This window comes from Acidovorax sp. A1169 (assembly GCF_030704685.1).
Lineage (GTDB): Bacteria > Pseudomonadota > Gammaproteobacteria > Burkholderiales > Burkholderiaceae_C > Acidovorax.
Window position 1 is genome coordinate 19,606 of the sequence record NZ_JAUZDX010000032.1, and the last position, 15,210, is coordinate 34,815.

Sequence of the window (15,210 nt, forward strand, 5' to 3'; positions counted from 1 at the left end):
GCGCGAAAACATGAACGGGTCTTGCTGCCCTCTATCAACCTTATACCGACTTTAATATTAAGGCTGGTCACACACTACTATACGGCCATCAAGTCCGGCAAAAGGCGGTCATATTCCTTCTTCACAACCGCATAGCACTCGCACGAGCGGGACTCGATTCCGAGACGGTCAATCACCGTGATATGGCCCCTCGCATAACTGATGAGCCCGGCCTTTTGTAGCTTGAATGCAGCCTCAGTTACGCCTTCGCGCCGCACACCCAGCATGTTGGCAATCAGTTCCTGCGTCATCACCAGTTCAGGTCCATTGAGTCGATCTAGGCTGAGAAGTAACCATCGGCAAAGTTGTTTGTCCAAGGTATGGTGTCGGTTGCAAACGGCGGTCTGGGACATCTGAGTGATAAGCGCCTGGGTGTAACGTAGCAACAGATGTAACACCGGCCCTGCACGCTCGAACTCCTCATACATCGCTTTGGCCTTGAGTCGATAGCCATGGCCCGCACTCTGAACTACTGCGCGACTTGGCGTGGAGCCGCCCCCCATGAAAAGTGATATGCCGACGATGCCCTCGTTTCCTACCACGGCAATTTCAGCCGATGCTCCGTTCTCCATCACATACAGAAGGGACACGATGGCAGTTGTGGGAAAGTAAACATGGCTCATTTCGCGGCCGGACTCATACAGCACCTGACCAAGCGCGAGATCGATCTTTTCCAGTTCAGGCTTCCACTTGAGCCACTGCTCCGACGGTAGCGCGGCGAGCAGGTGGTTATGCACAGACTTGAGGGAGTTGGGCATGGGGTAACCTAAGAGCGTTGTTTAGACTACTTTCATCATAGATATCAGGCGCGCAAAGACTGTTCGGTACCGCACATATCGAAGGATTCGCAAATTTACAACGCCAATCCACCTGCGGCCTGAAATCTAACAACCTTCAGAGCCTCGGCCTAGCAAGAGGATTGCCACGCGAGGCACTCACCAATTACCAAGAACTGTGGTGCAGATACCTGTACGGGAAGGAAGCACCGGCAGGGACCGCAATGTGTTAGTCCTTGACTCGCGGGCCAGTTATAGCTAACCAATGATGAGCGCCCCCGAGCAAGACTTTCTTGTTCACATTCACCATGGTGATGGCTGTTAGTCAGCATCCGTCGTTATCACTATAATTTCGATAGCAACGAGGTACGCATACAGGTTGGCATTTTTCTCGAACGCGTCGCCATAGTCGAGGAAATGGTTGTAGCGCGCACGGGTAGCCAGGATCTTGCGGGCACGCTTGATCGGACAGAAATACTGGATCTCTACGACTCCACCTGCCGACCTATGACCTGGAAGGCGGAGCGGCCTTCCTGCTCATGTAGGGTAGTCTTCAGATCGTTCTCGGGTCGCAGGCATTTGCGCCAAAATCTAGCTGATTTGATGATTCATTTTCCGGCATAGACCTTTGGGAGCCTCTAAAAACTGCTGTTTTCAGCCAGTCACAGGCGCAGGCGGCTTGAGCGCTTCGGATTAGCTCATCTTTTGAGCAATTTCCCCCTTTTTTGGCATTTTTTGCCCCATTTCTTACCCCATTTCTTACCCATTGGCTCCTTGCAGGGGCACCTCGGTCTTTGAGGGAATGCACTTTTCCTTGTAGAACGCATCCACCCCGTCGTCCACGAACTTGGCCAGACGCTTGAGGTTGTAGCAAACCGCCATCATGGTCATGGCCACCGTGGCGCGTGCCTGGCCAATGGTGCGGATGAGCTTGCCGCCCATGTGGCGCATCTGGGCAAAGGGGTGCTCCACCCGGGCTCGTGTTTTGGCAATGCGCTTGTTGCGCCCCTTCTGGCATTCGCTCAGGGGTTTGCCCGCCTTGGCCTTGCGCTGGATGTGCTCGCGATAGCCCAAGACCTTGAGCATCTCGCTGCGCTGTGCGCTGGGGTAGCCACGGTCGGCATAGACATCGAAGCTGGTGTTGTGCCCATCGAGCACTTCATCAAAGTGTGTGCTGTCGTGCTCGCTGGCTGTGCCGGTGGTGATCTTGCGAATGAACTTGTGGCGCACATCCACGCTGATGCTCAGCTTGTAGCCGTGGTAGCCCTTGCCGTGCTTCTTGGTATGGGTGGCGTCCAGGTCTTTTTGCCTGCGCTTGGCCTCGCTCCAGTCGCTGGGGATCTTGCCCTGATCCAACTGCTCTTTGTCTTGTTTTGTGAAGTGCTGGATGGGTGCAGGCACCAGGGTGGCATCGATGATCTGCCCGCACCGCGCCAGGTAGCCGCGCTGCAGCAGTTGGCCGTCCACTGCCTGGAGCAGGGCCGTCACGCCATCAACGCCCAGGCGCTGCTGGTAATGCCAGATGGTGTTGCGATCTGGGACGTTGGCGCTATCGGCCAGCAAGCAAAAGCGCTGGTAGCTCATGCGGTCAAGCAGTTGGTATTCCATCTGCTCGTCGCTGAGCTTGTAGAGATACTTCAGGATCAGAATGCGCACCATGACCGCGGTGGGATACGGCGGACGTCCACCACTGGCGGCATCCCCTCTGGGCAGCAGTTGATCAATGACCCGCGTCAGATGGTCAAAGTCAATGTGCCGGGCAATGACCTGCAGGGGATCGCCCAAGGTCTCGATCTTGTGCTTGCGCGCGGCATCGGCGAAGAGGTCCAGCTTGATGGCGCTGCGCGCTTGCGCTTTGGGTTTGCTCATGCGGTGATTGTCGCGTTGGCCGGGGTGGTACCAGGCGGGGAGGTTTTTAGAGGTTCCCCTTTGTGTTGGCGATGGCGAGCGGTGCCCGTTGAGAAACGAGTGAAGCGAGTGGCACTGAACCACCTCAAACACCATTACGAGGCCATCTCCAAGTTGTCCACGACGTCATAGACTCCGGGCGCGCTCCAGGCGGCGTGAATCGCCAATTCACGGTCGCCCCATCGGCTCACGGTGCCTGTAAGGATGACAGCACTGCCGCGGACCGATACGGAGATAGCATGCGCATCAGAGTGAGCACGACGCGCCAACGCCGCCTCGATGTCGTTCTGGATCCCGTCCACCGCCACCCGCGGCTTCACCGTGATCTGGTTATCGACAGAGATGACGCCCTGCAAGTAGTGCACTGCAGTGAGTGCCGCTACACGCTGATACGCCCAATCCACATCGCCTGACAAGATGATTGTGCCGTTCAACACCGAGAGAGTGACACGGTCCTTGGGCACGAAGGCCGTCCAGTTCAAGGCATCTTTCGCCGCCACGGCGATGTCGTCGTCCGGTCGCTTGCCAGTCGCTTCGAGCCTCACCTCTAGCTTGACCGCCACTGCTCTAACACCAGCAACGCGCTGCACCGCATGCTCCGCAGCCATCTTCTGGGAGTAGCTGCATACATGACCCAGCAGGCTAACGATGCCATCTCTCACTAAGACTTCAATCCATGCCGCGTGCACAGACGGCTCCCACCGCAGTTCTGCGTGGACGTCTTGCTGAATTTGCAGATCTGATCTCATCGTCATTGCTCCATAAGGCTGATGGGAACTGCATGTTGCTGTCGAACACCTGCGTCTGTCTGTTCGTTGATGCACGCAGTCGAACCGCATAGACTTTCGGCGTCGGCTGGCCCGGGCGTGCGGCAGACGTCGGCGTCCTGAGATGTCTGGTCATTTCCATCTCCGGCGAGGTGTCGCAAAACGCCCGCTCATCCTTATCTTGGCGGACCCACGCCGCTCAGATCACCGAAGACGCACCTCTCACCGAGGAGCGTGCGTGATTGATCTCAAGCAGGCGCATGATCACCAAGGGGCACCCGTCCCGACCAGGCCGCCGTAGTGCTAGCTGGGCTACTGCACGTGGCCATGCTTGGCCTGCAGGTCAAGCAAGCGGCCTCAGCACGGCTCGCACTGCTGTTCGTCATCGGCGCGGCGCTGTGCAGCTCCTTCTACCAGTCCCTGCTCGGGTTCAATTTCGCGGTTGATCAACGGCCTCAGCGCCGGCTGCGGGCGCTGCTGGCCATATTCGGCGCCGCCTGCATCCTCTTCTTCCCGGCGCTCGCCTGTGGCTCGTTGTTCGACCAACCGGTCGCCGTATTCATCTAGCCGGTGAGCGTGTCGATGGCGGTTGGCGCGTTCCTCTTCAGGGATGGGCATGCAACACAAGGCGCCGCTCGCCATCGCACGATTCACACAATTTGCTCACGTATTGCCGGGCCAGGACGCTAGCGCTGGGAGAACGAAGGCGGATAGGTGGCTGACGTCACAGGCGTCCCTGTTCAGCTTGGCGGATGGTCGGGAAAACATTAGTGGAGAAGACATAGTCCCAGATTCCGCTAGTCACGCCATAGCAGCCGCCCGTCAAGTGGTGATGACGGGCATGCCAGCCCTTGCGCCGACGCAGCCAGGTACTGCGGGCGCGCCAGTGGTGTGTGGCGTGGTGCGTGACCGTATAGGCTAGGTAGCCAGCAAGCACGCCGAGCGTCAGCGCACAGGCCTGCCAGATGCTGCCGCACAGCACCGCTGGCATGAATACAAGCACACCGATCAGCGATGCGCTTAAGAGAGTAGGCGTGAAGATCAGCGCCGTGGGGCGCGCGTGGTGGGCCGCATGCCAGCTGCAAAACGGCTCCAGCCCATGCAGGATGAAGCGGTGCATAACATACTCAACAAGCGTCCAGCTCAGCAGGCCGGTTGTCACGAGCGCACAACTCTGGAGCCAATGCGCATGTGGACTCCAGAACAGCAGTCCGGCAAACAATGACGCCGTGGCGCAGGTGTACAGCGCGAAGTCGGCGCGGTAAGCCACCGCCCCATGCTCGAGTGTGAAGAGCCGGAGCATCTCGGGCCTAACCAGCCTCCCGAGATGGCGCAGGGGGCTGACCGTAGTATCGATGGCCCACCAAAGCGGTACCGCCGTCGCGCTGTAATTTTTCATCCGTCTTCATGGGTTACTTTCTGTGGACAGAGGGAAAAACGGCGACCGAGGCGCACGACGTTTACCATTGTTCGGTGTTGTCCGCAGCCAGTCTGTGCGCGTGCGTACATGCATGTCACCTATGCCCGCCACCGAGAGCCGGCCATCAGCATCACAGCGCCCACTATGTACCCCTTGCGCGATCCCTTTCGGTTGGCGACCGCAGCTGTGATCTACGCTCTGTCGAGCGCACAGAGACGAAATCGCCGTCCGCCATCGACATGGCCCCAGCCACTCGACACCCGCGGCGGCAATACCGCGGCGCTGTTCTCCATTTTCTCGCTGATGACCGCCTGCATCGTCAAGACGCGCGAACGCTTCATGGGCATCGGCCAGGTGCTGACGATGCCGCTCTTCTTCGCCAGCAATGCGATCTAACCGACCGAGATCATGCCGCCATGGCTCCAGGTGGTTGCCCACCTGAACCCGTTGAGCTATGTGGTGGACGGGCTGCACGCGCTGATGCTGGCGGGCGGCACCTCCACGCTTGGGCTAGGCATGCACTTCGCGGTTCTGGCTGTGGCGCTGGCCGCGCTTGTGTGGGTTGGTGGTTGGATACATCCACGCCTGAGCACCTGAAGCCGCGGCACCGCATCGGCTTACATTGCTATGGCAGAACAGGACACCGCAGGCGACACTCGAGGTTGTCCATGCCGGTGACCTCGCGGCCGAGGAAGGGCGCGCCCTCGAAGCGGATGGATTCCTGCGGTCGTGGTTCTCGATCATCACGAACATCGCGAACTCCTGTCGCGAGCGAGGACGCATAAATTGGCGCCATAGCGGCCAACCAGACCGTACAGAGCATTGTGACGCAACAGGCGCTAAAACATGCCGTTCCCTGGGCCTTGGCAGATGGCACGCAGCACGTCTTGGCGGCCCTAACCCTGAGCGGCTTCAATGGCCGGTGATGCCTCCGTTGCGGCTGGCCTCGAACAGAAACCAAGTGCGCCGTTCTGTCTCGTCGATCCAGGTCTCGATCAGGCTGGTGGTGGCAATGTCGCGGTGTTCGTCACACACCTCGTGTGCCTGCCGAAGACTGGCCGCAAGCGTCTTGCTGTCGTCGCGAAGCTCCGCCAACATGTCCAGCGGATCGACGTACTCGGCATCGTTGTCCAGCACCCGCTGCGTGCGGGCGATATGCCCGATCGATCGCAGCGTGGTCCCCCCCACCTTGCGTATTCGCTCGGCGATGGGGTCCGTCATTGCGTAAAGCTGGTCCGCCTGATCATCCAGCAGCAGGTGGTAGTCACGAAAATGCGGCCCACTCATGTGCCAGTGGAAGTTCTTCGTCTTGATGTATAGCGCGAACACGTCGGCCAGGATGCCGTTCATTGCGGCGGCGATATCACGCGTCGCATCACCCTTGAGGTCAGTCGGCGTCACTAGAGGAGCCTCTCGCCGCCTTTCAAGTTCCCGCACTTTCTCTGCGCTTGGTTTATTCATGAAGTGTCCTTGGATGGGTTGTCGGCTCTATGCCTACCTGCAGCCTCGCGCATTCATCGGCGCTCGTCTGTTTGTTGCCGCACCCAGGTTCTCGGGGCGCAGGGCCGCGCCGTGTTGCCCAGCGCACAGACCAGCGGGCGGGCTGCGTTTACCTTGGAATCCATAACCGCATTTATCGGGAGGCGTTCAACATGACTTCGACACGCAAGGCCGGCTTCGTCGGCGTAGGCATCCGCTCACTGGCCAACGCTGTTTTGCTGATCCGAGACAATGGCATGCCCGTCGGCCGGATGTCGATCCCACGGGCAGACCCGTCATGGGTGGTAGCCTGGACGCCGCAGCGCATCTCGCAAGAGGTGCTACCGGCGATGCCGTATAGCCAGTCGCTTCACTCGCAGTTCGATGCGCTTGTAACGACGATGCGGTAGCGGGACCCAGAATGTCAATGCGCCTGCCCATTGCCATCGGCTTTCTCGTGCTACTGCTGTTGAGCTGCTTCACCGTCGCCTGGCGCCCTGCCCTGACACCGGAACCGCCCCCGCCAGCTGGGCGCTTCGCTCCGGCCTTGGTCGCGCTTGGCGCCCAACTCGCTGCGGCTGGCAATTGCGCCGGCTGTCACACGGTCGCGGGCGGGCCCGCATGGGGCGGCGGCCTGGGTCTGGACACTGGCTTCGGCCTGGCCTATAGCACCAATATTTCGCCAGACCCGGTGACCGGCATCGGCAACTGGTCGCAGGCCGCGTTCACCCGCGCCATGCGCGAGGGGGTGGCGCGTGACGGTTCGCACCTGCTGCCCGTCTTCCCTTACACGCACTTCGCCAAGCTTGGCGACGAGGACGTGAATGCGCTATACGCCTTTTTCATGACACGCCCTGCGGTCCATGCACCCGACCGAGTGAACACGATCCAGTTCCCGCTAAATTTGCGAGCGTTGCAGGCCGGCTGGAAGCTGCTGTTCTTCGACCCTGGCACCTACCGCAACGTCGCTGCCAGGAGCGAAGCTTGGAACCGCGGTGCCTATTTGGCCGAGGGGATCACCCATTGCGCCGCCTGCCACACGCCTCGCAACCGCTTCGGCGCCGAGCAGCTCAACGCAGCTTATGCCGGAGCGCCGCTTGATGGCTGGCTGGCACCGCCTCTGGATGCCACCAACCCCGCCCCCGTGGCATGGTCGCAGCAGGACTTATACGACTACCTGCGCACCGGCGAATCGGAGCGGCATGGCGTGGCGGCCGGCGCAATGGCCAGCGTCGTGCACGATGGTCTTGCGCGCTTGCCGGACAGCGACGTGATGGCCCTGGCAATCTACTTCTCCGACGGCAATGGCTCGGCCGCTCGGGCGGCAGGTACCGCGGCCGCACTGGCACTGGCCGAGTCACGAAGGCTGGTCGATGTGGGCAAGGAGACCCAGTCAGGCGCCAACCTTTATCTATCGGCATGCGCTTCCTGCCACTACAGTCCGCCTATGCGGCCACCGGCCGTGCAGGGTAGCCTAGCATTGAGTACGGCCATCGCTGCAAGCGATCCCGCCAATTTCATCCAGACCGTGCTGTATGGCGTCGGCAACCCAGGTGTGCCAGGGCCGTACATGCCCGGCTTCGCCACTGCGCTGAGCGATACCGACATCGCCCAACTGGCCTCCTATCTGCGCAGCACGCGCAGCGACCAACCTGCCTGGCCCGGGCTACCCGCCGCCATTGCAGCACGCCGGCCACCCCACATCACCATCCAATGACTGCCTCGACCACCACCACCTTCCAGCTCAATGGAAAGGCTTTGTCCGTGACGACCAGCCCCGACACGCCCCTTTTGTGGGTTATTCGCGACGAGGTCGGATTGACCGGCACCAAGTTTGGATGCGGCATCGGACTGTGTGGCGCCTGCACTGTTCACTTCGGGCGCCACGCGGTGCGCTCCTGCGTCACGCCGCTCAGTGCGGTGGCGGGCGCCGATATCACAACCATTGAGGGCCTGTCACGTGACGGCCAGCACCCGTTGCAGAAGGCCTGGGTGCAGACCCAAGCGCCGCAGTGCGGCTACTGCCAGTCGGGCCAGATCATGCAGGCAGCCGTGCTGATACGGCGCTTCCCGCAGCCGACCGACGATGACATCGACTCGGTGATGAACGGCAACCTTTGCCGCTGTATGGCTTATGTGCGCATCCGCCAGGCGATCAAGATCGCCGCCGCGGAGGTACGGGGGGGAGCACCCCATGCATGAATGCCAAGGGCCGTCGCTTGGGCTCAGGAGGCGCGGCTTCCTCATCAGCGTGACCAACGCTGGGTTCGCCATGGCTTTCCTGCAGGCACAATCGGGGCTGGCAGCCACGGACGCGACCGGTATCGCGGCCGACCACTCGGGCGCCTCCTTCGAGCCCACCCTCTGGTACGCCATTGACCGCGAGGGAGTCGTCACCGTGCACATCATCCGCGCCGAGATGGGCCAGCACGTGGGCACGGCCCTGGCACGCATCGTGGCTGATGAACTGGAGGTCGATTGGACTTCGGTGCGGCTGCACTACGCCGACACAGATCCAAAATGGGGGACCATGGTAACCGGTGGCAGCTGGTCGGTGTGGCAGAGCTTCCCGCAACTCAGCCAGGCAGGCGCAGCGGGACGCATAGCATTGATCGAGGAAGGCGCTAAGCTGATGCGCGTACTCCCGGCCACGTGCACAGCGCGCAACGGCGTTGTCAGAAGTGCCGGAAAGTCTGTGACTTATGCCGACATCGTGCGTAATGGTCAGCTATCCCGCAGCTACAGCGCCGAGGAACTGAAGGCCCTGCCTATCAAGCCGGCAGGCCAGCGCCGCCTGATCGGCCTGCCGACGGCCGCCATCGACATACCTAGCAAAACCACCGGAGCGGCACGCTATGGCCTGGACGCACGTGTGCCCGGAATGGTCTACGCCCGACCTAAGCTGCCGCCCACGCGCAACGGCTGCAAGGTCACGTCCGTGGACGACAGCGCGGCGCTGGTCATCCCGGGGTACCTGAAGAGCCTGGTGCTTGACGACCCCTCGGGCACCGTGCCGGGGTGGGTGGTGGTGTGCGCCGATTCCTTCTTCGCGGCCAGCCGCGCAGCCGACCTCGTGAAGGTCGAATGGACCACCAGCCCGGCGGTCGCCGTGTCAGAGGCCGACATCCAGGCGCGCGGGCTGGCGCTGGTGACCGACGCGGCGGGGGGATCACTGGTGGTGGAGGACGCAGGCGTCGATGTTGCCTTCAGCTCTGCTTGGTCCACTCTGGAGCGCAAGTACACGACGGCCACGGTGCTGCACTTTCAACTCGAGCCGCTCAACGCGTTGGCTTTGCATAAGGACGGCGTCTGGGAGATCCACACCGGCAACCAGTGGCAATCGCTGATCCTGCCCACGCTAGCCAAGGCGCTGGGTGTGGCCGAGACGCAAGTGGTGATGCGCACCTACCTGCTCGGCGGCGGCTTCGGCCGACGCCTGAACGGTGACTACGCGGTGCCTGCCGCGCTGGCCGCAAAAGCCTTGGGTCGGCCGGTGAAGCTGCTGTGGGCCCGCGCCGACGATGTGCGCTTCGACTCTCCGCGTTCGCCTTCAGTGCAGCGCCTGCGCATGGCCTTCAATGCCAACGGCCACGTCACCGCCATGCAGCACCACGCTAGCGCTGGGTGGCCCACGCAAGTGATGGTGCCGTCGTTCATGCCCAAAGGCAGGAACGGCGAACCCTACGACCCATTTGCTATCTCGGGGGCGGACCATTGGTATTCAGTAGGCGCACAGCGCGTGCGGGCCATCTCCAACGACCTGGCCAACAGTACGTTTCGCCCTGGCTGGCTGCGCTCCGTGGGGCCGGGGTGGACCAACTGGGCGTTGGAGTCCTTCATGGACGAAGCCGCGCGCGCCGCCGGTATGGACCCGCTGGCCTTTCGCCTGCGCCTGCTCGGGGGCAATGGCAAAAACGGCAGGGACGGTGCAGCACGACAGGCCCTGGTGCTACAGCGCGCCGCCGACATGGCTGATTGGGGCGCTAAGATGCCCGCGGGAACCGGCCTCGGGCTGGCAACCACGTTTGGCCAGGAGCGCGACATGCCGACCTGGTGTGCCTGCGTAGCACGCGTAAGTGTTGACCGCTCCAGTGGCGTCGTGAAGGTCCAGAAACTCACCGTGGTCGTAGACGCTGGCACTATTGTCCATCCCGACGGCGCGCTGGCGCAGGTTGAAGGCGCCTCGCTGTGGGGCCTGAGCATGGCCTTGTTCGAGGGCACTGCCTTTGCCAACGGTCAGGTGCGCGACACCAACCTGGACACCTACACCCCGCTGCGCATGCGCGACGTCCCGAGCATGGAAATCGCATTCATCCCCAGTACGGCGCCGCCCACCGGGCTGGGCGAACCCGCCACCACCGTCGTGGGGCCGGCCATCGGCAACGCAATTTTCGCGGCGGTGGGGGTAAGGCTGCGTCACCTGCCGATCCGCCCGGCTGATGTGCTGGCCGCGCTGAAGTTGGCCTGATCCCTCTTCGCGACCAACGCACTGTCACGAGGATCGGACATGAACAACTGCGAGCAACTCATCGACGGCACCAGCCAACACTTGCCCATAAGCCTCAAAGGCGCCCGGCATCGATGGCGCATTGTTCGAGAAGAGGGTGCTGTTCGTGACGCACAACGTGGCGCTGTCTAAGCGGTGTGACAGGACAATTGAGATGATCGACGGCTGCATTGCGGCCGCAGGACGACCTCGGCAGGAGAACTCATGATTACAACCAGGGTTGCACCGCCAGGGGAGGATCAGGCTGGCACGGCCTCGCCCGAACTGCAAGAGACACTAGCACTCGAGACTGTGCAGCCAACGAACACTTTGGTGCCTGGGGCTTCGGCCTTGAGCAACAAGGCTGCTACCAAACGCGATGTTCCGTGGCACTCCACCATGGCGGACATTGGTCAGCTCAAGGCCGATTGCAAGACAGACCCTGCACTCGGTCTGACGGCTGCCGAAGCCGCCCGTCGGCTTGCACGCGACGGGGCCAACGAATTACGCGCTCTGCCTGCCGTGCCTCCCTGGCGCCATGCTCTGACCGAGCTACAGGACCCGCTGCTCTACCTGCTGCTGGTTGCGGCTGCCGTTGCCCTGGCTGCGTGGGCTTTCGACGGGCGCCACGGCTGGCCGATGGACTCTATCGTCATCGCGGTGGTCGTCGTGATCAATGCCGCACTGGGTTGGGTTCAGGAGGCCAAGGCCCGAAGCGCTGTCGCAGCGCTTGCGCGCATGACTCGGGCCAGCTCCAGGGTGGTGCGCGATGGCTTGCTCCTGGGTATCCCCAGTGCAGCCCTGGTTTTGGGAGACTTGCTGGTGCTGGGCGAAGGCGACGCGGTGGGTGCAGACGCGCGCTTAACCGAGGCCTCAGACCTACTCTTGCTCGAAGCCTCTCTGACGGGCGAGAGCGAGCCGGTACCGAAAGACGCAGCGGCCCTGAACGCCACTGCAGCCCTGGGCGACCGGCTGAACATGGTCTACAGGGGCACATCGGTGGCTCAGGGCCACGGCCGGGCCGTGGTCACTGCCATCGGCATGCAGTCCGAGGTCGGCGCTATCGCGACCATGTTGGATGAGACTGCTGATAAGCCGACCCCGCTTCAGGTGGAAGTAGCCCATATCGGGAGAGTGATGGGGTTGGCGGCCGTAGTGGTCGCCGTGGCAGTTGTTTCCACGATCCTAATCACAGAGCATGTGCGCGCGGCGGCAGATGTCGTTAGCGTGTTGCTGCTAGGGGTTTCGCTGGCCGTGGCAGTTGTGCCCGAAGGCCTACCCGCCATCTTGTCTGTCGTGTTGGCACTGGGCGTGCAGCGCATGGTCCGGCGCCATGCCATTGTCAAGAATTTGACGTCGGTGGAGACGCTCGGATCGGCCTCGATCATCGCCACCGACAAGACCGGAACGCTGACCCGTGGCGAGATGACGATCGTTCGTATCGTCACCGCGTCGGGTATCAGCGACGTAACGGGGGTTGGCTATGCCCCTGTGGGCCAGGTACAGCTAGCTGGAGCCGCGTTGCAGCCGGGTGCACAGTACGCCGAGAACGTGGCCGTGCTAAGCGGAGGCAGCTTAGCCGGCAATGCAGTATTGCGAAAGGCCGAGGGGGGTGGCTGGAAGATTGATGGCGATCCGACAGAGGCGGCCTTCCTCGTAGCCGAGCATAAGCTAGGCGGCACGGCCCGCCGTATAAAGCGATTCACCCGTATTGGCGAAATTCCGTTCACTTCGGCCCGCGGGATGATGTCTACGATCGAATCCGACCACGACCACGGGGAACGCCTTGTGCTGATCGCCAAAGGCGCTCCTGGGGTGCTGCTTGCGAGGTGCACGCAATTGCGTATCGGCAGTGCCACCGTTAATCTGGACGACACCATGCGCCAGCGCATCGCGGCCGACGTTACCACATTGGCCGACGCTGCCCTGCGGACGCTGGCGGTGGCCTACCGGCAACTCGATGCGGGCGAAGGCGTGGAAGTTGGCCCACAATTGGAACAGCGGCTGATCTACGTCGGCACTGTGGGCATCATCGACCCGCCGAGACCTGAGGTGGCGGTGGCGGTCCAACAGGCGCATGCCGCCGGTATTCGGGTCATCATGATAACGGGCGATCATCCGAGCACGGCGCTGCGCGTCGCGAAGGATCTGGGCATCGTGACTGCGGATTCGAAGGCCCTTACCGGCACCGAACTCGACGTGTTGGCTGCGCTCGGCGAGCCAGCCTTCGGCGAAGCTGTACGCCAAACTTCGGTTTTCGCTCGTGTTGCACCTCGCCACAAGCTGCAAATCGTGCGTGCGCTGCAGGATAGCGGCGAAGTGGTGGCGATGACGGGTGACGGCGTCAACGACGCGCCGGCGCTGAAGGCCGCGGACATCGGCATCGCCATGGGCATCACCGGAACCGAGGTAACTAGGCAAGCGGCGCGAATGATCCTCGCCAACGACAACTTTGGAACGATCGTCGATGCAGTGCGCGAGGGCCGCGGTGTGGTCGACAACATCCGCAAGTTCCTGCGTTACCTACTCTCATCTAATCTTGGCGAGGTGCTCACCGTCTTCCTGGGCGTGATGGGTGCAGGCATCATCGGATTGAAGTCAGGTTCGCTTGACGCGGGCAGCGCTGGCAATGACCTGGTGCTACCGTTGCTCGCCACGCAGATTCTCTGGATCAACCTGATTACCGATGCAGGGCCGGCATTGGCTATGGGCGTGGACCCCATCGCAGAAGACATGATGGTGCGTCGACCGCGTCAGCGGGGAGTGCGCATGATCGACGCCCAGATGTGGGCTGGCATCGCCGGCATCGGTATCGTCATGGCGGTGGTCACCCTGCTGACCATCGACATGTTCCTGCCGGGCGGGCTGGTGGAGGGCCATGAGGACTTGTCCCGCGCCCGTACAGCCGGTTTCAACGTATTGGTGCTGTCTCAGCTCTTCAACTGCTTCAACGCTCGCTCGGAGACACGCAGCGCGTTCCACGATCTGTTTGCCAACCGATGGTTGTGGGCCACGGTGGCGCTCTCGGTAATGCTGCAGGTGGGTGTTGTCCACCTCGAATTTCTCAACCGAGCCTTCGGCACGAAACCTCTTTCGCTGGCGCAGTGGGGCGTTTGCATTCTGATGGCCAGTGGCGTGCTGTGGTTTAGCGAGCTTCGCAAGTGGGCGCTCCGTGCCTGGGCAAGAGGCGGGAGATCCGCACCTGCTGCCAAAATTGAATAAAGGTTGTGTCCGGAACTCGGGCATGTGTGGAACCCAACGTGGCGTGGCCCATTCTTGGGCGCAGTGCAATGGTAGTCATTGCAGTCGCAGAAGCATTGTGTGGTGCGGTAGCCTGAAAGCTTGGCACTCTGGCCAATGCGTGTGACATCGAACAGACGAACAGCTGCGGTAGGTCGGATGCTTGGCTATTGGAGATTCCACATGCACAGACCTTTGCGCCCCCTATCACTATTCACAAAGACTCATGGTCACGCCGAATCAACAGATAGCGCGGTATCCCCCTTTTCCGAGACAACGCTTGAACTCTGTGCTCGCGATTGGGCACCTGCGGTAGCACGCGCGTCGGCTGCGCCTGGTGCTGTTTCGAAACAGGATGGCGCTTTCATAGAACTGCTGAACGCCTACCGGGCGTACGGAGGCCTTTCGCGCCTGCACAGCATTACACAGCATGGTTTCGTTCGATCCGACGGACGTAGCTGCGAGGTTAATGACATGTTTGTTGCGGGTGAAATATTCGGACTCCGGTGGTGTCATGCGACGTGGATACCGATGTTTCAGTTCAATTTTCCTGGGCTGATGCTTGCCACCGGACCGCGTCGAGTCGTCGCCGAGTTGGGGGACATCTTTGATGGTTGGGGGCTTGCAATTTGGTTTGTGGCGCCGAATGTCTTCCTGGCCAACCACTCCCCCATTGAGTGTCTGGACTCGCATCTGGGCCATGTGCTCGAGGCAGCTCGCACGGATCGCTTTGTGGCGACCGGCTGACAGATCATCAACCGCATCCATATGCCATCAAGGCGGTGATAATTTTCCTCCCAGAGTGACCTTCGCCTTTCCGGATCGCTTGCAGGTCTGCAAGCCCAAATGCAATCGCTGCATTCAGATCCGGCTTGGCATAGCTCGCACGGGTGCTACCTTGAGCCCGCAGCGCCTGCTCATCCAAAAAATGGATCACAGCGTAGCAATGGAGGCCGACTGGACCGACTCCTGGCAGGCCATCCGTTCCGGGCGTGTCGAGCGACGCAGATGCTGCCGGTCGCCCCCGCATTTAGCAACATGGGCGCGTAACTCTCATTTCGTTCATGCCTACTCCACGGGCAATGACGTTCGAAC

At 61.6% G+C, this 15,210-nt stretch carries 14 protein-coding genes; 9 read left to right on the forward strand and 5 right to left on the reverse strand.

The genetic code is table 11. The annotated features are described in order from the left end of the window. Positions 1-77: 77 nt before the first annotated feature. The 3 genes from QYL93_RS30055 to QYL93_RS30065 form a co-directional block, all read right to left on the reverse strand. A complete protein-coding gene (locus QYL93_RS30055) occupies positions 78-797 on the reverse strand; it encodes a Crp/Fnr family transcriptional regulator (RefSeq protein ID WP_305747111.1) in 720 nt (239 codons plus the stop codon). 777 nt (positions 798-1,574) lie between these two features. Then, positions 1,575-2,684, reverse strand: a complete 1,110-nt coding sequence (locus QYL93_RS30060) for an IS5 family transposase (RefSeq protein ID WP_305747112.1) — start codon at positions 2,682-2,684, stop codon at positions 1,575-1,577. Between the two features lie 134 nt (positions 2,685-2,818). Next, positions 2,819-3,472 carry a BON domain-containing protein gene (locus tag QYL93_RS30065; RefSeq protein ID WP_305747113.1) on the reverse strand — a complete coding sequence of 218 codons (654 nt, stop codon included), beginning with the start codon at positions 3,470-3,472 and terminating at the stop codon, positions 2,819-2,821. Positions 3,473-3,817: 345 nt separating this feature from the next. Between QYL93_RS30065 and QYL93_RS30070 the strand changes: the two genes are divergently transcribed. Further along, a complete protein-coding gene (locus QYL93_RS30070; protein ID WP_305747114.1) occupies positions 3,818-4,057 on the forward strand; it encodes a hypothetical protein in 240 nt (79 codons plus the stop codon). Between the two features lie 157 nt (positions 4,058-4,214). Here the strand turns inward: QYL93_RS30070 and QYL93_RS30075 are convergent, their stop codons facing one another. Then, positions 4,215-4,889, reverse strand: coding sequence for a sterol desaturase family protein (locus tag QYL93_RS30075; RefSeq protein ID WP_305747115.1), 675 nt, complete (start codon positions 4,887-4,889; stop codon positions 4,215-4,217). 108 nt (positions 4,890-4,997) lie between these two features. On the opposite strand from QYL93_RS30075, the gene QYL93_RS30080 reads away from it, so the two are divergent. Beyond that, positions 4,998-5,306 (forward strand): hypothetical protein, encoded by a 309-nt coding sequence (locus QYL93_RS30080; protein WP_305747116.1) that lies wholly within the window; start codon positions 4,998-5,000, stop codon positions 5,304-5,306. 12 nt (positions 5,307-5,318) lie between these two features. Further along, the gene (locus QYL93_RS30085) at positions 5,319-5,507 is read left to right on the forward strand and encodes a hypothetical protein (RefSeq protein ID WP_305747117.1); all 189 of its coding nucleotides are present in this window, start codon (positions 5,319-5,321) and stop codon (positions 5,505-5,507) included. Positions 5,508-5,822: 315 nt separating this feature from the next. Here the strand turns inward: QYL93_RS30085 and QYL93_RS30090 are convergent, their stop codons facing one another. Continuing rightward, entirely contained in the window at positions 5,823-6,371 is a 549-nt protein-coding gene (locus QYL93_RS30090) for a Dps family protein (RefSeq protein ID WP_305747118.1), read from the reverse strand. A 191-nt stretch (positions 6,372-6,562) separates the two neighbouring features. Between QYL93_RS30090 and QYL93_RS30095 the strand changes: the two genes are divergently transcribed. The 6 genes from QYL93_RS30095 (at position 6,563) to QYL93_RS30120 (ending at position 14,862) form a co-directional block, all read left to right on the forward strand. Then, positions 6,563-6,799: a hypothetical protein gene (locus QYL93_RS30095; protein WP_305747119.1), complete on the forward strand. Its 237-nt coding sequence runs from the start codon at positions 6,563-6,565 to the stop codon at positions 6,797-6,799. Positions 6,800-6,816: 17 nt separating this feature from the next. Continuing rightward, positions 6,817-8,106: a cytochrome c gene (locus QYL93_RS30100; protein WP_305747120.1), complete on the forward strand. Its 1,290-nt coding sequence runs from the start codon at positions 6,817-6,819 to the stop codon at positions 8,104-8,106. Further along, positions 8,103-8,591: a (2Fe-2S)-binding protein gene (locus QYL93_RS30105; protein WP_305747121.1), complete on the forward strand. Its 489-nt coding sequence runs from the start codon at positions 8,103-8,105 to the stop codon at positions 8,589-8,591. The genes QYL93_RS30100 and QYL93_RS30105 overlap by 4 nt, the downstream gene beginning before the upstream one ends. A gap of 70 nt (positions 8,592-8,661) precedes the next feature. After that, positions 8,662-10,857, forward strand: coding sequence for a xanthine dehydrogenase family protein molybdopterin-binding subunit (locus tag QYL93_RS30110; RefSeq protein WP_305747122.1), 2,196 nt, complete (start codon positions 8,662-8,664; stop codon positions 10,855-10,857). A 369-nt stretch (positions 10,858-11,226) separates the two neighbouring features. Continuing rightward, a complete protein-coding gene (locus QYL93_RS30115; protein ID WP_370877079.1) occupies positions 11,227-14,097 on the forward strand; it encodes a cation-translocating P-type ATPase in 2,871 nt (956 codons plus the stop codon). 549 nt (positions 14,098-14,646) lie between these two features. Further along, on the forward strand, positions 14,647-14,862 hold the full coding sequence (locus tag QYL93_RS30120) for a hypothetical protein (protein WP_305747123.1): 216 nt from the start codon (positions 14,647-14,649) through the stop codon (positions 14,860-14,862). Positions 14,863-15,210 lie beyond the last annotated feature (348 nt).